Genomic DNA, 19,005 nt, shown 5'->3' on the forward strand with positions numbered 1-19,005 from the left:
TGGGCTTCTCTGGGCGGGTGGGCCGGGGGAGGTTCGGTCCCGGCCGGATCAGCCGCCGGTCCAGCCGTGGATCGCCGGCCGCACCCGCTTCCAGGACCCGTCAGCCCGCCCAGTGGCCGGACAGGAACGTTACCGCGAGGACGACCGCCAGCGGTGTCAGCAGTGCGAGACAGGTCTCCTTGACCCCGTCGCGCCGCAGGCTCCAGTGGGCCAGCGCGGTCCACAGGGGCCACCACAGGAGGGTGGCCCGGGGCAGGGACTGGTACCAGTAGGAGGTGCCCAGGGCCCACAGGGTGAGGGCGATGTACAGGGCTTCGGCCCAGCGGCGGCGCACCAGCAGCAGGGCCAGCAGCAGCAGACCGGTCGCCATCGCGACCAGCTCCAGTTGGAACTCCCATGCGTAGCCCGTGGACAGGCGGTGCCCGAAGGCGTTCTCCCAGGTGTGCCGGAGCGATGCGGCGGGGGTGTGGAAGTCCCGGTACCAGCCGCGTTCCTGCGCGTGCTTCCAGGCCATCCAGTCGCCGGTTCGGGCGAACAGGTAGACGGTGTACGCCGCGGCGGGCAGGAGGGGCAGCGCGCACCACGGCAGTGCGCGCGGTCGGTGCCCGTCGCGGCGGGCGTCCCGGGCCGTGAGGAACTCGACGACGATCGCGGCCGCGAGGAACAGTCCGCTCACCCGCACGGTCGTGGCCGCGGCCGCGAGGAGGCCGGCCGTCGGCCAGGCGCGGTTGCGCGCCGCGAGCCAGGCCGGCAGCGCGCACGCGAGGAAGAGCGACTCGCTGTACCCGGCGGCCAGGAACACCGCGGCGGGCGACAACAGCAGGAAGAGCACGGCCCGTCGGCCGGCCCGGCCCCCGTCGTCCGGCCGGCCGAGTCCGGCGATCCGGGCCAGCGCGACCACCGCGACGGCCCCGCTCACCAGGGAGACCAGCAGGCCGGCCACGGTCCAGTCGGGGATCACGGAGTGCACGGCGCGCAGGACCATCGGGAAGCCGGGGAAGAACGCCACACGGTTGTCCGAGGCGCGCTCGAGACCCGGGAAGGAGCCGAAGTACCCGTACTCGGCTATGTGTTGGTAGTGCCTCCAGTCCCAGCGCTCCCACAGGGACAGCAGCGGCCTCGGCGTCCTGTCCTTCGATCCGCCCACGGACAGCCAGGCGGTGCAGTAGGCGACGAGCCACAGCCCCAGCCGGGTCACCACGTACAGCCGGAGCACCCGCCGGTCCGCCGGGGTCAGCCGGTCGAGCAGCCGCCGCACGGTGCCGGTCGCAGTCGTGCGGGGCGGAGCGGGGGGTGCGGGAGCCGTCGGCGGTGCGGTGGTCGTGCGCAGGGGCGTGGTCATGGGGGGTCCGTTTCCGTGCCGTCGGGCGGGGAGGGGGCGGGGGAGGGCAGGAGTCAGGGCACGCCGAGTTCGAAGAGGACGTAGCCCGCGTACGAGCCGGAGGCCGCCGCCGCGATGCCGAGGAGGGTCAGCTGGAGGGACAGCGACAGGCGGCGCAGCGCCACGGCGAGCGGGAGGAACAGCGGGAAGGCGGGGAGCAGGTAGCGGGAGACGTTGCCGAAGATCTGCCGGCTGCCCAGGACGAGCACGAAGGTCAGCACCGTGTGGACGACGAGGACGGCCGGCGGGCGCAGCCGGATCAGCAGCGGCAGCAGGAGGACCGCGAGCAGCACGGTGAACACCCCGACGACGTCCGCGAACCGCCATGCGAAGAGGTAGTCGAAGTGGCCCACCGGAACCGAGGAGAACACCTCCAGGGTGTGGCCGCCGTAGTCGAACTCGTGGGCCCACGCGCCGGACTGGAGGGCGAAGTAGCCGCCGGGCTCGCCCGTGCGCAGACCGACCCAGCCCACGTAGGCGACCAGCCCGAGCGGGGCGACGGCCAGGGCGGTCAGGGGCCGCGCGACACCGTCGCGGTCCCGGTCGCGGTACACGGCGAGCAGCGCGGCGACCCCCAGACCGGCGACGAGGGAGGCGGCGGTGGGGCGGTTGAGGCCGGCGGCGCAGGTGAGGAACCCGGCGGTGAGCCAGCGGCGGGTCATGACGGCGTGACACGCCCAGGCGGCGAGGGCCACGTACAGGGAGTCCGAGTAGACCGCCCATTCCACGCCCGACCCCGGCCACACGGCCCACAGCCCGGCCGCCGCCAGCCCGGCCCGCCGGCCGGCGAGCAGGGCGGTGACGGCGTGGATCCCCAGCGCGGCGACGAACGAGGCGACGACCGAGACCAGCAGGCCCGCGCCGAACAGGCCGAGGCCGGTGACCTCGGAGACCAGCCGCATCAGCGCCGGGTAGAGCGGGAAGAACGCGGCCGAGTTTCCCTCCAGGGTGATCGGGCCGGCGGCGTCGCGGAGCGGGACGAGCGCGGGATCGTAGCCGTGCTCGGCGATCTGCCGGTACCACCAGCCGTCCCAGGTGCCCAGCACGTCCCAGGGGTGCTCGCCGCCGCCGAACCGCGGGTGCTTCTCGCGGTAGTCCCCGGCGGAGTCCAGCAGGAACATGAAGACCGAGAAGCCGATGAGCTTGAGCGTTCCGTACACCGCGAGGACGGGTCCGTGGCGCCGGAGCGCGTCGTGCAGCCGATGGCGCCGTCCGGCGCCGAACCAGGGGCTCGCGAGGGCCGGTTCGGTCACGGTTCGTCCTTGTCTGTGCTCTGTCGCAGGGCATGCCGAAGCCCTCCGCGGCACGGTGTGATCGGGGGAGTGGGCGGGCGGTGGTGCGGAGCTGCGAACACAAGGCGAGCCGGGCTCCCCCTGTGTTCGCAGCCCTCAGTCCGCCGGGACGGCGACCGACGACGCGGAGGTCGGCGCGTCGTCGCCGGCACCCTGTGTCGCCGGGGCGGTGGCCGGCAGGGTGGTGGCGCCCCTCGCGGGCGGGGTGCTCGGCGGGTCGTCCGCGGTCGGGTCCCCCGCGACAGCCGTGCCCGGGGCGGTCGTGGGCGGCGGGACGGTGACGGAGGCCCGGCCCGTGGGCGCGGGGGGTGTCGCGGGCGTCGACGAGGTGGGGTCGCCCGAGGGCACGGGCGGCGTCGGCGTCGTGCCCGGGGAGGACGCCGGGCTCGCCGCGGGCGCCGGGTGCGGACTGCTCGGCTCCACCCGGTCCGGGGTGTCGGGCAGCAGGAACAGCCCCAGGGTGAGTCCGGCGAACGCCAGCGTGGAGCCGACGACCAGCCGGGCGGTGCGCATCCGGCGGCGTGCCCTGACGCCCGCCCGCAGACGTTCGCGGTCCCCGGACGCGAAGGGGACGTGCTCCTCGGAGGTGCGCATCAGCTGCGCCAACCGCCGTTCGAAGTGATCCATGACCTCTCCCTCACCCCACCGGCTCGATGACGTCCGCCAGGAGCCGGCGCAGGCGCGCCACCCCGCGCGAGGCATGGGACCGAGCGGTGCCCACCGGACAGCCCAGTGCCTCCGCGACCTGGCCCTCGGGCAGGTCCTGGTAGTAGCGCAGCACCACGGCGGCCCGCTGCCGCGGCGGCAACCGGGCCAGCGCGGCCTCCAGCCGGTGGCGCTCGGCGACGGCCGCTGACACGTCGCCCGCCGCCGCCACCTCCGGCAACTGGTCGACGGGACGTTCGCCCCACCAACGGCGGCGGGCGGAGCGCGCCGCCGCACGCACCAGCACCTTGCGCACGTACGCCTCCGGGGCCTCGTCGGCGACCTTCGGCCAGACGAACCACAGCTTGACCAGGGACTCCTGCAACAGGTCCTCGGCCCGGTGCCGGTCGCCCCCGGTGAGCAGACGGGCCAGGTGGAACAGGCCCGACCAGCGGGCCGCCACGAACTCGTCGAACTCACCGGCGCGAGCTTGTTCCATCCGCACAGTCCCCGTCCTCGCCGGCCGCCTACATCCGGGAAAAGGCCCTGGCACCCCCCTCACGCTGCACTCACGGACTGTGATGTGGGTCACGGACGGTAGGGAAGGGGCTCCGCTCGCCTCACCGGGTGCGCCACCGAGACGCTCGCGGAGCGCCTTCGCGTTGCTCGGAGAGCCCTCTGGGCTCGCTCGCGGAACCCCTCTGCTCGCGCGCAGAGCCCTGCTCATCGCTCGGAGAGCGCCTCGAAAGCGACAATCGAGGCAAGGACCCCCAAGGCGCCGAAGGGTGGAAGGGGACACGGATGGATCTCGACACCGTCGCCGACGAGCTGTACGCCCTGCGGCCCGAGGACTTCACCGCCGCCCGAGCGACCCGCGTGGCGGCGGCACGGACGGCCGGCGACCGCGCGCTCGCCGACCGGATCGGCAAGCTGCGCCGCCCCAGCCGCTCGGCCTGGGCCTGCAACCTCCTGGTCCGGGAGCGGCCCGACGAGATCGCACCGCTGCTCGGGCTCGGACAGGCGCTGCGCCGGGCCCACCACGACCTCGACGGCGCGCGGTTGCGCGACCTCATGCGCAGTCAGCGGCAGCTGATCGGGGCGCTCGCCCGCCAGGCCCGTGAGCTGACGGCGGCGGCCGGTCACCCGATCGGCGAGGACGCGGTGCGCGAGGTCGAGGGCACCCTGCACGCCGTCCTCGCGGACGAGGGCGCCGCTCGGGAATGGGCCGCCGGCCGCCTCGTCCGGCCCCTCGACCCGACGGTCGGCTTCCCCCCGGTCGCTGAGACGCCCCGGCGTCCCGCGCCCGCCCCACCTGCGGAACCGCCCGAGGGCGGAGCTCCCGGGCGCGGCCGGTCGGCCGGGCGGGGCCGGGCCGATGAGCGGGGCGGGGCCGCGGAGGATCAACGGGCCGGGAAGCGGAGCCGGGCCGTCGAGGGCCGTCGTGCCGAGCAGGAGCGCCGGGCGGAGGAGGACCGTCGCGTCGCCGAAGAGCACCGTCGGAGCCTGGCCCGGGCCCGCGAGGCCGCCCGGGAAGCCGAACGAGACCTACGGGCCCGGGAGGAGGAGACCGCGTCGGCCGAACGCGCCGCCACCGACGCCGGGGAACGGGCGGCCCGCCTGCACCGGCGCACCGACGAACTGACGGAGGAGCTCCGGGCTCTCCGGAACGACCTACGGCAGGCCCGCACCCTCGAGCAGCAGGCCCAGGAGCAGGCGCGAACCGCGGACCGGCACGTCCGCGAGGCCCGCCGCCGGGCCCGGACGGCGGGCCGGGAGGTGGAACGCCTCGAACGAGACCTGAGCTAGACCCCGAACGGGATCACTCGCAGACGATCTCGTCCCGCGGCGTGTAGTGCGTGCGGAACGGCTCCCGCCGCACCTCGCGGCCGCCGTCGTAGAAGACCCGCTCCACGGTGACGTCGAAACCCTCGAGCGGCGTCTGCGGCACGCACTTCTCACCGGTGCCCACCTTGTGGGTGGGCTCCTCGACGTCGGTACGGGGGCCCTTGACCGACTTGATCTCGTCGTACTTCTTCGTGCCGAGGAAGGTGACGGTCACGGAGGTGTCGGTGGACTCCGCCTGGATGGCGAGGGTGTGACCGGAGTCGTTGGTGAACCGCAGGTCCAGCCTGCCCCAGGCGACCGTGGCCTCGCGGCCCTCCGGGTAGCGCTCGATGTAGAAGGAGTGGGCGCCGTGTTCGACGGGCTTGACGCCGGCGAAGAACAGCGCGTTGAAGACGGTCGTGGCGACGGCGGAGACCCCGCCGCCGGGCGCCTTGGTGAACTGGTCGTCGAGGATCATGATGCCCTCGACGAAGCCGTTGGCCTCGGTGCGTTCACCGACGGTCCGGTTGAAGCTCCATGTCTCGCCGGGCGAGACGACGGAGCCGTTGATCAGCTGCACGGCCCGCCCGATGTTCTTCGTCCGGTAGGGGGCCGCCTCGAAGTCGACGGTGAAGGAGGACATCTTCTCCGTCAGGCCCAGCCGCGCGATGTTCTCGCGGGTCACCTCCGGCTGCAGACGCCGTACGGGCAGCTCTCCGGTGCGGGCGGCGCCCGACTTCGTCAGCAGCGGCAGCACCGCCTTGCCCAGGGCCTTGTCGGTGACCTGCACGCCGGCCCGGGCGTCGTCGGCCACGACGACCCGGTCGCCGTCGAGCCCCAGCCGGGCGTTGCGGGCGGTGGTGGTGACGCCGGCCAGGGAGCGGGCGACGGCGGGGGCCTCGCGCAGGCCCTTGGCGTCGAGCTCCGGAGTCAGCCGGCCGGAGCCGTCCGGCCGCAGGGCGAGGTGGTCGCTCAGGACGGCCTGGTCGATCGTGACCGGCTTGCCGTCCGCGGTCAGGGTGACCGGCGCCGACACGGCCGGCCGGGCGAACTCGCGCACCGCCCGCTCCACCTCGGCCGCCGTGACCTTCGGCGGGGACGTGCGGGCGGGCAGCGCGGTGGCCGGGCCCGTCCCGCCCCGCAGGAACGCGGCGCGCAGCGTGCCGACCGCGGCGTCCACGTCCAGCGCGTAGCCGGTGCGCGGGGCGACCCGTTCGACGCGGCCGTCGGCGAAGGTGACGGCGCCGTCGCGGACCTTCTGGTCGAGCGTGCCCGCCAGCCGCCCGAGGGCGGCACGGGTCCTGTCCTCGTCGACGCGTACGACGGGCTCGATCGCTCCGCCGCCCGAGCGGAACAGGCCGCCGATCACGCTGAACGGGTCGGAGCCGGTGCGGGTCGCGCGGTCCACGGTCCCCCCGGCGTCGAAGGCGATGCCCGCCTCCCGCGGGTCGACCGTGCCGGCGCGGTCGCCGACCCGCACGGCGATCACCCGCGATCCGGCCGCCGCCAGGTGCCGCTCCAGCTTCCGGGTGGCCTCCTCGTGGCTCAGACCGCCGATGTCCACACCGCGCACGGTCGTCCCGGACTCGATCTCCCCGCCCGTGACGATGAGCCCGGTGAGATACAGGCCACCGACGCCGACGGTCAGGGCACCGCCCGCCAGGGCGAGGCGGGCGGGAACGGAGGCTATTCGCGAGGCGGAGCCTGATGGGGGGCGGCGCATGGGTCTCCTGGGCGTTTCGGGTGGTCGAGAGGGCGGTGTACTACCCGAGGGCGCGACGCTGAGCGCGGGGCGAGCACCTCAAACTATCCACAACCGGACCCGTGCGGTGCTATGTCCCAGAACACGTATGTTCCAGGTCACGTGTTTCCGGCCAGGACGCCCCGCCCGCTCACACCGCGCGGTTCGCCTCGCGCCGCGTCGCTCATGGGGCAAGGAACCCTCAGGCCGGGCAGCTCACGTGCGCGGCCTCCGTCTCCGCCTCCCGGTCGGCCGGCTTGCGGAGCAGCAGGAGTGCCGCGTCGTCGTGCAGCCGGCCGCCCACGTGCGCCAGCAGGTCGTTGTGGAGCGCGTCGAGGGTGCGCGCCGGATCGTCCGTCACATGCCGGGCCAGTCCCTCGGCGAGCGAGTAGAACGCGCGGCCGTGGTCGCGGGCCTCGGTGACCCCGTCCGTGTACAGCAGCAGCTGGTCGCCGTCGACGAAGGGCAGCACCTGGAGGGTGGGCGCCTCGGCCGTCAGGGCGCGCAGGCCGAGGGGTGGTGCCGGGCGGGGCGTCTCGACCGTGACGACGTCGCCGTCGCGCACCAGCAGCGGGGGCGCGTGCCCGCAGTTGACCAGCTCCAGGTCCCCCGGCCGGGGGTGTCCGGCGACGACGGCGGTGACGAAGTCGTCGCTGCCGAGGTTGCGCGCGAGGCTCCGCTCGATGCGGTCGACGACGGCCAGCAGGTCGGGCTCGTCGTAGGCGGCCTCGCGGAACACACCGACCACCAGCGCGGCGGTCCCCACGGCCGGCAGCCCCTTGCCGCGCACGTCGCCGACGATCAGCCGGACGCCGTACGGGGTGGACACCAGCGCGTAGAGGTCGCCGCCGATCCTCGCCTCCGCCGCGGCGGCGCTGTAGCGGACGGCCGTCTGGAACGGCCCGACGTTCGCCGGTACGGGCTTGAGGAGCGCGTGCTGCGCGGCCTCCGCGACCGAGCGGACCGCCGCGAGGACCCGCTCGCGACGCCCCCGCAACGCGCTGGCCAGGCCGCTCGCCAGGGTCACGGCCCCCAGCGCGGCCAGGATGACCGCCAGGTCCTGCCCCGGCGTTCCGTCCCGCACGCCGAGCGCCGCACCCGGCGCCATGGCGAGCAGTCCGACGCACAGGACGCCGAGCGGTCCGCAGGTGGTGGCCGCGAGCGCCGGCGCGGCGGCGAGCAGGGGCAGCCAGGTCATCGCGGTGCCGCAGACGAGGTCGACGACCACGACGACGGAGACGATCAGTACGGGCAGTACGGGCGTTCCGGCGGCCAGATGGGCGGCTGCGCGTTTGGGGGTGGTCGCCTGACTCATGTTTCGTCCGCGGTCCTCACCTGTGGGCGGGGGTGTGTGAAGGCTTTCTCAGGAAACAGGTTCGGATCCGCCCGTCACAAGGAGGGGATTTTCAGATAGTGAGAGAAAGACCCCTGGTCACCCGGCTCGCCGTCGGGAGCAGCAGGGACCGGGCCTGCTCCAGCCGGGACAGCCGGTCGGCGGGCAGCGAGATCCCGAGCGAACCGAGGGTGTCCCCGCTGTAGACCGGGACGGCGACGCAGACCGTGCCGAGCGCGTACTCCTCCATGTCCGTCACGGCCGGGGCGAGCGGCGCGTCGTCGAGGCGCCGCAGCAGTTCCGGCCGGTCGGTGATGGTACGGGGCGTGAGGTCGGCGAGCTGGTGCCGGGAGAGATAGTCCCTGCGGGCCTCGTCGTCCAGCTCGCGCAGCACGGACTTGCCCAGCGCGGTGGCGTGCGCGGCGTCCTCGAAGCCCACCCAGAGGTCGACCCGGGGCGCGCGGGGGCCGTCGACGATCTCGGCGACCCTGATCTCGCCGTCCTCGTAGAAGGTGAGGTAGGCGGCGGTCGACAGCTCGTCGCGCAGCGCGGCGAGCGCCGGCCGGACCCGGCTGAGCAGCGCCTGCCCGCGGCCCACGGTGTGCAGGGTCCCCAGCTTGTCGCCGAGGACGAACCCGCCGTCGTCCAGCTTGCGCAGGTATCCGTCATGGACCAGCGTGCGCAGCAGGTGGTAGGCGGTGGCCAGCGGCAGCCCCGTCTCCCGGGCCAGCTGTTTGGCCGGAGCGCCGTTCTCGTGCGCGCCCACCGCCTCCAGCAGCCGGAACGCCCGTTGCACGGAGGTGATGAGCGTGGGGCCATCCCGAGCACTCATACGACCAGCGTGCGCCGGGCGCGCGGCGCAGGCAAGGTGCGGCCCGTCGCACCGGCGTGCGCCGCCTCCCGGTCCCCGGAGGACGGCGCACGCGCGATGACACCTAGGCGTTCTTCGGCGCCGCCTGCTGCACGATCTCGAAGGACCACAGGGTGGAGCCGGACGCCGCGGGCTTCGGCCGCTCGGCACCCTCGCCGCCGCCCTGGTGCGCGGTCTTCATCGGCCCCTCCATCCAGGCCTGGAACGACTCCTCGTCGCGCCAGCGCGTGTAGACCAGGTAGGTGTCGGTGCCCTCCACCGGCCGCAGCAGCTCGAACCACTCGAACCCGTCGGAGTTCTCCACGGCGTGGGCACGGGAGGCGAACCGCTTCTCCAGCGTCTCCCGCTGCTCGGCCGGCACGGTCAGTACGTTGATCTTGACTACGCTCATGGGCCCATCCTGCCGGATCGCTCCGCGCGGGCCCACCGGGCGCCCCGGCGCCCCCGCCGTCACCCCTCCGCGGCCGGCAGCGGGGCAGTGGCGTGTGCCGCTGCCAGGGCGGCCAGCTCGTCCGGGTCGCGCGGGCCCGGCTCGGTGTCCGCCAGCAGACCCCGGGCGCGCAGCAGCCGGGTGACCGCGGCGCCCCAGGGCAGTCGCAGTCCGGCCTGCCGGAGCAGGTCGGTGCGGGCCAGCGTCGTCACCGCGGGGCCGGTGCGGACGCCGGAGGGGGTGAGCAGAGCGGCGTCGTCGGCCCAGCGCAGGGCGAGGTCCACGTCGTGGGTGGCCATCACCACCGTCGTGCCGGACGCGCGCAGCCCGTCGAGGGTGGTCAGCAGCCGCTCCTGGCCGTCGGGGTCGAGCCCCGCGGTCGGTTCGTCCAGGATCAGCACGCGCGGCCGCATCGCGACGGCGCCCGCGATCGCCGTCCGCTTGCGCTGCCCGTAGGACAGCAGATGGGTGGGCCGGTCGGCCAGGGCCGCGATGTCCAGGGCGTCCAGCGCCTCCGCCACCCGGGTCCGCACCTCGTCGTCGGAGAGCCCGAGGTTCAGCGGCCCGAACGACACGTCCTGGGCGACGGACGCCGCGAACAGCTGGTCGTCGGGGTCCTGGACGACCAGCTGGACCGTCGTCCGCAGACGGGTCAGCCCCGTGCGGTCGTACTCCACCGCCCGCCCCTCGACCGTCAAGGCGCCGCTGCGCGGCCGCAGTCCACCGCTCAACAGCCGCATCAGGGTGGTCTTGCCGCTGCCGTTGCGGCCGAGCAGGGCGAGCGCCCGCCCCGCGCGGATCTCGAAGTCCAGGCCGTCGAGCACGGTCGGGCCGTCCTCGTACGCGAAGGAGGCCCCCCGCAGCGCGACCAGCTCGCTCATGACAACGGCCTTTCGAGTACGAGGGTGAGAGCGGCCAGGGCCACGAGGAGCCCGGCACTGGCCGAGGTGAACCGGACCGAGACGCGGGCCTCGGGGACCAGGACGCGCAGCGTGCCGTCGTAGCCGCGTCCGGCGAGCCCGGCCTGCAGCCGTGTCGCCCGGTCGAAGGCCCGCACGAACGCGGTGGCGCCCAGCCCGGCAAGGGACCGCCACTCGGCGGCCCGGGAGGTGTGCCCGAGCCGTGCCGCCTGCGCCTCCCTGATCCGACGCACGGAGTCCAGCAGCAGGAAGCTCATGCGGTACGTCACCAGCGCCACGTCGACGACCGGCGCCGGCACGCCCGCCTTCACCAGTCGCGGCAGCAGGTCGGACATCGGCGTGGTGAACGCGAACAGCAGCACGCCGAGGGAGGCGGCCGAGGTGCGCAGCATCAGCTCCCCGGCCCGGGCGGACCCGCCGTCGGCCAGGGAGACGAAGCCGCCGGGCCCGCCCACCTGCACCAGCAGGGTCACCGCGCCCGTCGCACAGAAGCCCAGCGGCACCCGGTAGGCGCGCCACAGCCGCCCGGCCGGCACCCCCGCCGGGCCCAGCAGCACGGCGAGCGCCGTCACCAGTACCAGGGCCGCGCCCGGCCACGGCGGCAGCGAGATCGCGAGCACGGTGAGGCCCAGCCCGAGCACGGCCTTGTCCACGGGATGACGGTGGCGCCAGCGACTGCCGTGCGCCGCCGCGTCGATCGGCAGCACGAGCGCTCAGGTCCGTTCCGCCACGGACGCCCCGGCCTCGGGCTCCTTCGCCGCCGGGACGTCCTCGGCCGGCAACTCGGCCCGCGCGCGCTGTTCGCCCTGGCGCCGCCCGCGCCGCAGCCCGAAGTAGTAGGCGAGGACACCCGCGCCGAGGGCGGCCTGGACCGCGAACAGCGCCGACTCGATTTCGCCCGACGGGGGCTCGTACAGCGGTGAGAACCACGGCTCGTAGTCCGGCTCGAGCTCGGTGATCGCCGTCTGCGCCTCGCCGTCGGAGCCCGCGAAGGGCTCCTCCTTGTGGTCGCCCAGCCCGAGGGCCAGGGGCAGCACGGCGAGCGCCAGCACCGCGAGCAGCAGCAGGAGGTTGATCTTCGTGTTCCGCTTCACCGGGCCGCCGCCTCCGTTCCGGCCGGGGCCTGCCGGCCCGTCACGAGCACGCCCAGACGCGTCAGTTCGCCCTTGCTGGACTGCACCAGCAGACGCATCACCAGCACCGTGAGCAGGCCCTCGCTCACCGCGAGCGGGATCTGCGTGACGGCGAAGATGGACCCGAACTTGCCCAGGGCGCCCAGGAACCCGCTGCCCGGGTCGGGGAACGCGAGCGCCAACTGCACGCTGGTGACGCAGTACGTGGACAGGTCGGCGACGAACGCCCCGAAGAACACCGCGACCATCAGCGGCACGCCGTAGCGCCGCAGCAGCCGGTACATGCCGTAACCGGCCCACGGGCCGACGATCGCCATCGAGAAGACGTTCGCGCCGAGCGTGGTCAGGCCGCCGTGCGCGAGCAGCAGCGCCTGGAAGAGCAGGGTGATGGTGCCCAGCACCGCCATGATCGGCGGCCGGAACAGGATCGCGCCCAGGCCGGTGCCGGTGGGGTGCGAGCAACTGCCGGTGACGGAGGGCAGCTTCAGCGCGGACAGGACGAACGTGAAGGCCCCGGAGGCACCGAGGAGCAGCGTGCTCTCCGGGTGCTCCCGCACCTCACGTTGGAGCGAGCGGACTCCGTGGACGACGAACGGCGCCGACGCGACGCCCCAGGCGACCGCGTGCACCGGAGGCAGGAAACCCTCGGCAATGTGCATGGCTCAGCAGACCCTCTCCAGCACCTCGTGGATGGTTGACGCGCCTTGGCCGGTCTCCTGGCTGACGGGTACCACCGCCCGTACTCCGCCTTCCCGGGTCCGAGGACCCAGTGGCCGCCCGCGAGGGCCGGAGCCGGACTTCCCGATCACAGTGGCGAGGGCCGCACCGGCATCACACCGGATTTCCCGTTCACCAAGGCGTGGTGACAGTAGTGCCCGTACAGGGGTGGTGACAAGCGGCAACGGGGGCGCGCGGACGGTGTCCGGCGGCTCACACCCCGGCGCACACGTCGCCTCAGCGGGGTTCCGGGACGGCCGGGGAGAGGCCCGGCGCCCAGGCGAGGACGGTGACGGTGGTGCCCCGGCCGGCCTCGGTGTCGACGGCGAACTCGTTCACCAGTCTGCGGGCCCCGCTCAGGCCCATGCCGAGGCCCCCGCCGGTGGTGTAGCCGTCGGTCATCGCCAGGTCGAGGTCGCCGATTCCGGGGCCGGTGTCGGTGAAGGCAAGTCTCAGGCCGCGTCGGCCGTCGTCGTCCTGCGGAGCGATCTCGACGTACCCGCCGCCGCCGTGGACCAGGGTGTTGCGGGCCAGCTCGCTGGCCGCGGTGACCAGCTTGGTCTGCTGCACGAGACCGAAGCCGAGGCCCGCGGCGGCCTGCCGCACCCGATGGCGCACCCAGCCCAGATCCGCGTCCGAACCGATCGGCAGCGTGGCCGCGAGGACGTGTCCCGGGACCGGGGTCACGTGACCGCTTCCCGGCCCGCTGCGCGGGTGGCCGGGCCCGCCGGACGTCCGCTCCCGTGCGGGTGGGAGATGAGCGTTGTTCGTCGCGACACCTGCATCGTCTCCCTGCGCACGGAACCGTGCGGCTGCCGGGCGGCACGCCTCCGGCTGATCGTTGCCGTATGACAAACATTAGCGTCGGGGTGCGGTGCGAACAACAGCGGCCGTCCGGCGGGCCGGGGGCTTCGGATCAGCGTCCGCGCCAGTCCAGGCAGACCACCAGGGCGTCGTCGTCCGGGGAGGGCCGGCCACGGTGGACGGTGAGCTCGCGCAGGATGGCGCCCGGCACGTCGGCGGCCGGCAGCAGTCGGGTGGCGGCGATCGCCCGGGCCAGCGCGCCGTCCCCGAACGCCTCGCCGCCGGGGGAGGCCGCCTCGTGGACGCCGTCGCTGACGAAGACGAGGCGGTCGCCCGGCTCGACGCGGAACTCCTGCGTGACGTAGTCGGTCTCCTCGAACATGCCCAGCGGCAACTGGGCCTCGAAATGCACCCGTTCCACGGTCCTGTCGCGCAGCCGCAGCAACTGCGGGGACCCGGCGTCGACCGCCCGGACCAGGCCGGTGACGAGGTCGAAGTCGAGCATCAGCACCGACAGGAAGCACCGGCCCCGGTAGTGCGAGTAGACGGCCTGGTCGGCCAGGGCGGCCTGGTCGTCGAGGGGGATGCCGGCCCGGCGCGCGTTGCGCAGCGCGTTGACGGCCAGGTTCGTCAGCAGGGAGGCCTCGATGCCCTCCCCCATGCCGTTGGTGACGTACAGCATCAGACGGTCCGCCGTCGCCGACCAGTCGAAGTTGTCGCCGAAGATGGCGTAGGCGGGCTCGAGCTGCGCGCCCAGCTCGTACTCGGGGCGGGCACAGGAGCGGCCGGGCAGCAACTGCCACTGCATCTCCGCGGCCAGCGTGAGCCGGTCCCTGCGCCGGGCCTGGAAGTACAGGTCCGTGTCCCGCTCCGCGACGACCACCTCGTGCCCGAGCACCTGGGCGATCTCGGCCAGCTCGCCCACCACGTCCCGCGGCTGGTCGCCCCCGGGCAGCGTCACCGTCAGCACGCCGAGCCGGTCGCCGCGGACGGAGACCGGCAGGTGCACCCGCACCGGAGCGCCCTGGCGGACGGGCTCCACATACGGCTCCTGCGCGCAGAAGGCCCGGCCGGCCGGACTGTCGTGCACGGGCACCGGCTCCAGGGTGTGCGGCAGCTCGGACACCGGTCGCAGCACCGTCAGGCCGTAGTCGGCCAGGAACAGCTCGACGGACTCCGCCGTGTACTGCTCGACCAGTACACGGCGGACAGCGTCGAGCAGCTCGTGAGGGGCCGCCGTCCGCAGACTGCGCTCAGCGGTCGCGAATCTGTTCACGAGCGGGGATCACCCACCTTTCCGTGGAAGGGAGCGGGGGCGGATGTCTCCACCCCCGGCGTGCGGTCGTTCGAGGAACCGGGTACCCCGGGCGGCCTCGGACCTGTGCGTCTGTGGCCCGTGTCTCGCCCCGGGGCGCCCTGGGGAGCTTCCGCGCGCCCCCTCCGGGCGACGCATGATCCGGCCCGATCGGGTTACTCCGGGTGCCATGGCACGGACATCGAAATCCGATCACCGCACCGGTGGCCCGCAGGCGTCCGAGCAGCAGCGGTCGCCCGGACCCGGCGAAGAAGTGGAACGACGGGCACCGGACGAACCCCGCAAGCTGCCGAAGCGGTCCTGGCTGGCGGTGCTCAAGGGCACGGTCAAGGAGTTCAAGGACGACGAGCTCACCGACCGTGCGGCCGCCCTGACGTACTACGGCGTGCTCTCGCTGTTCCCGGCCCTGCTGGTGCTGGTGTCCATCCTGGGACTCGCCGGCCGGTCGGCGACCGAGCAGGTGCTGGAGAACCTCCAGAAACTCGCCCCGGGCTCGGCCCGGGACATCATCAGCGACGCCGTCCAGCAGTTGCAGGGCCGCGGCGGCATCGGCTCGATCATGGCGGTCGTCGGTATCGTCCTGGCGGTGTGGTCGGCCTCCGGCTACGTCGCCGCGTTCATCCGCAGCGCCAACGCCGTGTACGACATGCCCGAGGGACGTCCGGTGTGGAAGGTCCTGCCGGTCAGGGTCGGGGTGACGGTGGTGCTGCTGGTGCTCGCCGTGATCAGCGCGCTGATCGTGGTGTTCACCGGCGACTTCGCCCGCCGGGCCGGTACGGCGCTCGGCGTCGGCGACACGGCGCTGACGGTCTGGTCCATCGCGAAGTGGCCGGTGCTCGTCGTCCTCGTCACGATCATGATCGCTCTCCTGTACTGGGCGACGCCGAACGTGAAGGGGCGCGGCTTCCGCTGGATCACCCCGGGCAGTGTGCTCGCCCTGCTGATCTGGCTGGTCGCCTCGGCCGGCTTCGCGTTCTACGTGGCCAACTTCGCCTCGTACAACAAGACCTACGGCACACTCGCCGGCGTCATCGTGTTCCTGGTGTGGCTGTGGATCAGCAACATCGCCATCCTGCTCGGTCTGGAGTTCGATGCCGAGCTGTCCCGGCAGCGCGCGGTCGCCGGTGGCCTCCCGCACGACGAGGAGCCGTACGTCGAGCCCCGCGACACCCGCGCCTGGACGGAGGAGGACGAGCGCCGGATGGAATGAGCGGCCCGCCGCGTTAGGGACCGGCGAGACCGGGAAGTCGCAGGTCATGAGGGTGTTGGCGGATCTTCGCAAGCGCGATCGACAGCTCGTGCGACAGGTGGCCTCGTGGCCGTGGAAGCCCGTGCGGCGCGTGCTGCCGGCGGTCGAGGAGGCGGCGCAGCACACCAAACTCTGGTGGGGCGCCGCCGCCGTCATGGCGACGGCCGGAGGGTGGCGGGGACGGCGGGCCGCGGCGGCGGGGGTGCTGAGCATGGCGGTGGCGGAGACGGTCTCCAACTGCGTCGTCAAGCAACTGTGGGAGCGGCGCCGGCCGCCGAAGGAGTGGATCCCGCACGAGAAGGTCCACGACCGGCCCGAGTCCTCGTCCTTCCCCTCCGGGCACACCGCGGCCGCCGTCGGCTTCACGGCCGCCGTGGCCGTGACCTGGCCCCGGGCGGGTGCGGCGTGTGCCGTGCCGACGGTGCTGGTGGCCTGCGAACGGGTCCACACCGGCGCCCACTACCCCTCCGACGTCACCGTCGGCGCGATGATCGGCCTGGCCGCCGCCGTCCTGGCCCACCGGGCACCCCGGCTGGCGGCCCGCGCCCTGACCTGACACCGGAGCCTGACGCCCGGGCTCTCGCGCCGGCCGGGGAACCGCGCCGTGCCGCTGGGCGGCTGTTCCCTCGAGGAGGCGAGCTGCGGCCGGGTGGAATGCCCGGCCCTGGTCGTGGGGAGTCCCCGGCCTGGTCGTGGGGAGTGCGGGCGGCGCCGGCGGGCCGGACGGCGAGGCGGCGCCCGCATGGCGGACGGCGAGGAACCGTGGCAGGGGTATGTGCGCCACCCCGAGGGCGGGGTTCCCGAGCACGTCGGTGACACGTGGACACCTACCGGAGCCGTGGAGGTGCGCGCCGCCGGTCGACCTCACCCCTCGGCGAGGGTCCGGTGGGGCGGTCGGCCGTACGCGTTGCGGTACAGGACCGCGAAGCGGCCGGGGTGGAAGAAGCCCCAGCGGGCCGCGACGTCGGTGACCGTGGTGCCGTCCAGGGGGTTCGCCGCCAGCAGGTCGGCGTGCGCGTGGGACAGCCGCACCCGGCGCAGATGGGCGAGCGGCGTGGTGTCCAGGTGGCGCCGGAAGGCGTACTGCAGGGCCCGGACCGTGACGTGCGCGGCCGCGGCGATGTCGGCGACCGTGATGGGCTGGTCGGCGTGGTCGTCGATGTAGGCCAGCGCGAGCCGCAGCGTCGTCGGGTGGGCGTCGTTGCGGTCGCCCGCGGTGGGCTCGGTGAGGGCGGTGTTGGGGAAGGCGGCCAGGACGCTCGCGGCCAGGTGCTGGGCGGCGGTGGAGGCGATCAGCGGCTGGTCGGCCACGTCGGGTTCGGTGAGGATGTGGTCGCGCAGGTAGTCGACGGAGCGCCGCAGGTGGCGCGCCGCGGCCGCGGAGTGGGGCCGGTGGCCGGTCAGCCGCACCGGCTCGGGTCTGCGCCCCGGCGCCCCCGCGGCGACCTGCGTGAGCAGGTCGGTGTCCAGCATGGTGATGTTGTACCGGGCGTTGCAGACCCGGCCGCTGTACGGCAGCTCGGGCGGTGCGAAGGACACCACGTCACCGGGCCCGAAAGCGTCCTCGACCCCGTCGAAGGCATGGTCCTGGATGGTGCCGTCGTGGACCAGGCACAGACAGATCCGGCCCAGCGGGGTGACGGAGTAGCTCATCTCGAAGTCGAGGTCGAGTTCGTCGACCGTCACGGACGGCATCGCGGCACGGCTCATCCGCGCCCGGCCCGCCTCCGGCGCGTTGCTCCCGATGTGCATCTTGGCGTAGGCCCGGCTGAGGAAGTCCTCGGTCACTTCCAGGTCGTCGCTGTCGAAGAACAGCGTGTCCATCACGGCCTCGTCCTCTGGGTCGGGCGCTGGGCGCGGGTCCGGAGCGCGACGGCCGGGACCCGCCGCGAGGTCCGCGACGAGCGGGGACCGCCGCTTGTTCGTCTCTGTCACCTGCCCGCCTTGCCGGCCTGCATTCGTTTTCCGGACCGGTTCGGCCCAAGGTCTTCGTCCCTGGGGCAGCCGATGTCGTCATCGGCGTGCAGGCTGGAAGGCGACGGCGCCGCGACGTCGCCCGACGGCGCCTCGTGGAACTAGGACAGTGGAAAGACAGGTCACCATGGCAGCGGAGGAGGATCTGCGGGAGCGGATCGGCGTTCTGGAGCAGGAGATCGAGCAACTGCGGCAGGCCGTCGCCTCCCACGCCGTCATCGACCAGGCCATCGGCGTGGTCATCAGCGTCGGCCACCTGCGGCCCGAGCAGGGCTGGGACGTGCTGAAGGAGATATCCCAGCACACCAACACCAAGCTGCGCGAGGTCGCGGAGTACGTCGTGCAGGGCGCCCACTGCGGCTGGCTGCCCGACGGGATCCACAAGGCGCTGGTCGACGCCCTCCAACGCCTCAACGAGGCGTGACACGACGCCTGCCCCGCTCCTCACCCACCCCCTCCCCTGTGACTCTCCCCCCTCCCTTGTGACTCTCGGTAACCCTTGACGCGGCGTAGAGCCGATGCCCGGGGGAGAGCGTGCGGAGGGGGATGACGTGCCGCCACAGTCGGTGCGGTTCGAGGTGCTGGGCCCGTGCGGCTGCGGCGGGGACGGACCCAGGAGGAGCCCGGGGCCGCAGGAGCGCGCCTTCCTTGCGCTGCTGCTGGTCAGAGCGGGTCAACCGGTCGCCGTGGGGAGATCCGGTCATGTCCCCGGAGACCATTGCCCGCGCCCACCACATCTCCGTGCGCTACCTGCACAGGCTCTTCCGGGACGAGGGCACCATCGGCCGGCCACCGCCGCGACGGTGCGCCCGCCCGGGCCGGTGGCGCATCAGGTCGCGCCGGCACTCCTCCAGCCGGCGGCGCAGCACCCAGCACGATCTGGCCGCCCTTCGGGTCCGAGGTGTTCCTGTCGTAACCGGCCGCCTCGAGGGCGGCCCGGTTGAGGGCGGCCGACTGGTAGAGGTGCAGGACGAAGACGGGCGTGTCCGGCGCGGCGGCGTCGAGTTCCGCGACCGTCGGCAGCCGCCGCTCCGCGAACTGCTCAGCCGACCAGCCCCCGACCACCCTCGCCCACTGGCCCCTGGGGGTGCGGGCGGCCTGCTCGCGCAGCATCGCCAGACCCTGCCGCAGGGCGGGCACCCCGTCCCAGCGCAGCTCCAGCACGCTGAGGCCACGGAATCCCGGGGATTGTGTCCGACCCGGGGGAACCGCTGTCTGTTCCGCCCCCAAGCCGAACCGCTGGGCGCGCCTCGGTGTGTTCCGTGAGCGCACCGCATGAGTGCTCACAGCGCACTGCGGTGGGTGTTCACGCCCGTCGCCGCGGTGCGCTGTGAGGACAACTCCCGTGCACCCGTGGGCAATGTCCGGACATCGGG

At 73.7% G+C, this 19,005-nt stretch carries 19 protein-coding genes, 1 pseudogene and 1 riboswitch; of the genes and pseudogenes, 4 read left to right on the plus strand and 16 right to left on the minus strand.

What is annotated here, in order from left to right:
• Positions 1-100: 100 nt before the first annotated feature.
• The 4 genes from ACZ4YY_RS03225 to ACZ4YY_RS03240 all read right to left on the minus strand — a co-directional run bounded on the left by ACZ4YY_RS03225 (position 101) and on the right by ACZ4YY_RS03240 (position 3,817).
• The gene (locus ACZ4YY_RS03225) at positions 101-1,342 is read right to left on the minus strand and encodes a mannosyltransferase family protein (RefSeq protein WP_468283301.1); all 1,242 of its coding nucleotides are present in this window, start codon (positions 1,340-1,342) and stop codon (positions 101-103) included.
• Between the two features lie 53 nt (positions 1,343-1,395).
• Positions 1,396-2,634, minus strand: coding sequence for a hypothetical protein (locus ACZ4YY_RS03230; protein ID WP_468283303.1), 1,239 nt, complete (start codon positions 2,632-2,634; stop codon positions 1,396-1,398).
• 135 nt (positions 2,635-2,769) lie between these two features.
• On the minus strand, positions 2,770-3,300 hold the full coding sequence (locus ACZ4YY_RS03235; RefSeq protein WP_468283305.1) for a hypothetical protein: 531 nt from the start codon (positions 3,298-3,300) through the stop codon (positions 2,770-2,772).
• Between the two features lie 10 nt (positions 3,301-3,310).
• The gene (locus ACZ4YY_RS03240) at positions 3,311-3,817 is read right to left on the minus strand and encodes a SigE family RNA polymerase sigma factor (protein WP_468283307.1); all 507 of its coding nucleotides are present in this window, start codon (positions 3,815-3,817) and stop codon (positions 3,311-3,313) included.
• 302 nt (positions 3,818-4,119) lie between these two features.
• Between ACZ4YY_RS03240 and ACZ4YY_RS03245 the strand changes: the two genes are divergently transcribed.
• Positions 4,120-5,124 carry a hypothetical protein gene (locus ACZ4YY_RS03245; protein WP_468283309.1) on the plus strand — a complete coding sequence of 335 codons (1,005 nt, stop codon included), beginning with the start codon at positions 4,120-4,122 and terminating at the stop codon, positions 5,122-5,124.
• A 13-nt stretch (positions 5,125-5,137) separates the two neighbouring features.
• Here the strand turns inward: ACZ4YY_RS03245 and ACZ4YY_RS03250 are convergent, their stop codons facing one another.
• From ACZ4YY_RS03250 to ACZ4YY_RS03295, 10 genes are all read right to left on the minus strand, one after another.
• Positions 5,138-6,865, minus strand: coding sequence for a VanW family protein (locus ACZ4YY_RS03250; RefSeq protein ID WP_468283311.1), 1,728 nt, complete (start codon positions 6,863-6,865; stop codon positions 5,138-5,140).
• Positions 6,866-7,085: 220 nt separating this feature from the next.
• Entirely contained in the window at positions 7,086-8,198 is a 1,113-nt protein-coding gene (locus tag ACZ4YY_RS03255) for a PP2C family protein-serine/threonine phosphatase (RefSeq protein WP_468283313.1), read from the minus strand.
• Positions 8,199-8,289: 91 nt separating this feature from the next.
• Positions 8,290-9,048: an IclR family transcriptional regulator gene (locus ACZ4YY_RS03260; RefSeq protein ID WP_468283315.1), complete on the minus strand. Its 759-nt coding sequence runs from the start codon at positions 9,046-9,048 to the stop codon at positions 8,290-8,292.
• 103 nt (positions 9,049-9,151) lie between these two features.
• Positions 9,152-9,478, minus strand: a complete 327-nt coding sequence (locus ACZ4YY_RS03265) for an antibiotic biosynthesis monooxygenase family protein (protein ID WP_468283317.1) — start codon at positions 9,476-9,478, stop codon at positions 9,152-9,154.
• 59 nt (positions 9,479-9,537) lie between these two features.
• The gene (locus tag ACZ4YY_RS03270; RefSeq protein ID WP_468283319.1) at positions 9,538-10,398 is read right to left on the minus strand and encodes an energy-coupling factor ABC transporter ATP-binding protein; all 861 of its coding nucleotides are present in this window, start codon (positions 10,396-10,398) and stop codon (positions 9,538-9,540) included.
• Positions 10,395-11,144: a cobalt ECF transporter T component CbiQ gene (gene cbiQ, locus ACZ4YY_RS03275; protein ID WP_468283321.1), complete on the minus strand. Its 750-nt coding sequence runs from the start codon at positions 11,142-11,144 to the stop codon at positions 10,395-10,397. The genes ACZ4YY_RS03270 and cbiQ overlap by 4 nt, the downstream gene beginning before the upstream one ends.
• Before the next feature lie 6 nt (positions 11,145-11,150).
• On the minus strand, positions 11,151-11,531 hold the full coding sequence (locus tag ACZ4YY_RS03280) for an energy-coupling factor ABC transporter substrate-binding protein (RefSeq protein ID WP_468283323.1): 381 nt from the start codon (positions 11,529-11,531) through the stop codon (positions 11,151-11,153).
• Positions 11,528-12,229, minus strand: coding sequence for an energy-coupling factor ABC transporter permease (locus ACZ4YY_RS03285; protein ID WP_468283325.1), 702 nt, complete (start codon positions 12,227-12,229; stop codon positions 11,528-11,530). Before ACZ4YY_RS03285 ends, ACZ4YY_RS03280 begins: the two co-directional genes overlap by 4 nt.
• Positions 12,230-12,259: 30 nt before the next feature.
• Positions 12,260-12,442, minus strand: a riboswitch (cobalamin riboswitch).
• An 82-nt stretch (positions 12,443-12,524) separates the two neighbouring features.
• Positions 12,525-12,974 (minus strand): ATP-binding protein, encoded by a 450-nt coding sequence (locus tag ACZ4YY_RS03290; protein ID WP_468283327.1) that lies wholly within the window; start codon positions 12,972-12,974, stop codon positions 12,525-12,527.
• A 229-nt stretch (positions 12,975-13,203) separates the two neighbouring features.
• Entirely contained in the window at positions 13,204-14,367 is a 1,164-nt protein-coding gene (locus ACZ4YY_RS03295; RefSeq protein WP_468283329.1) for a PP2C family protein-serine/threonine phosphatase, read from the minus strand.
• 208 nt (positions 14,368-14,575) lie between these two features.
• Here ACZ4YY_RS03295 and ACZ4YY_RS03300 point away from each other — a divergent pair, with 208 nt between their 5' ends.
• Together ACZ4YY_RS03300 and ACZ4YY_RS03305 are read left to right on the plus strand one after the other, a co-directional pair.
• Entirely contained in the window at positions 14,576-15,616 is a 1,041-nt protein-coding gene (locus tag ACZ4YY_RS03300; RefSeq protein ID WP_468283331.1) for a YihY/virulence factor BrkB family protein, read from the plus strand.
• Between the two features lie 97 nt (positions 15,617-15,713).
• Positions 15,714-16,211 (plus strand): phosphatase PAP2 family protein, encoded by a 498-nt coding sequence (locus tag ACZ4YY_RS03305; RefSeq protein ID WP_468283333.1) that lies wholly within the window; start codon positions 15,714-15,716, stop codon positions 16,209-16,211.
• Between the two features lie 308 nt (positions 16,212-16,519).
• Here ACZ4YY_RS03305 and ACZ4YY_RS03310 read toward each other — a convergent pair whose 3' ends face one another.
• Positions 16,520-17,479, minus strand: a complete 960-nt coding sequence (locus ACZ4YY_RS03310; RefSeq protein WP_468284327.1) for a helix-turn-helix transcriptional regulator — start codon at positions 17,477-17,479, stop codon at positions 16,520-16,522.
• Positions 17,480-17,756: 277 nt separating this feature from the next.
• Here ACZ4YY_RS03310 and ACZ4YY_RS03315 point away from each other — a divergent pair, with 277 nt between their 5' ends.
• Positions 17,757-18,053: an ANTAR domain-containing protein gene (locus tag ACZ4YY_RS03315; protein ID WP_468283335.1), complete on the plus strand. Its 297-nt coding sequence runs from the start codon at positions 17,757-17,759 to the stop codon at positions 18,051-18,053.
• A gap of 401 nt (positions 18,054-18,454) precedes the next feature.
• Here the strand turns inward: ACZ4YY_RS03315 and ACZ4YY_RS03320 are convergent.
• A pseudogene (locus tag ACZ4YY_RS03320) lies at positions 18,455-18,793 on the minus strand (amidohydrolase family protein); the annotation flags it as partial.
• Between the last annotated feature and the right edge of the window lie 212 nt (positions 18,794-19,005).

The sequence above is a fragment of the Streptomyces sp. NPDC030143 genome (genome assembly GCF_055573695.1).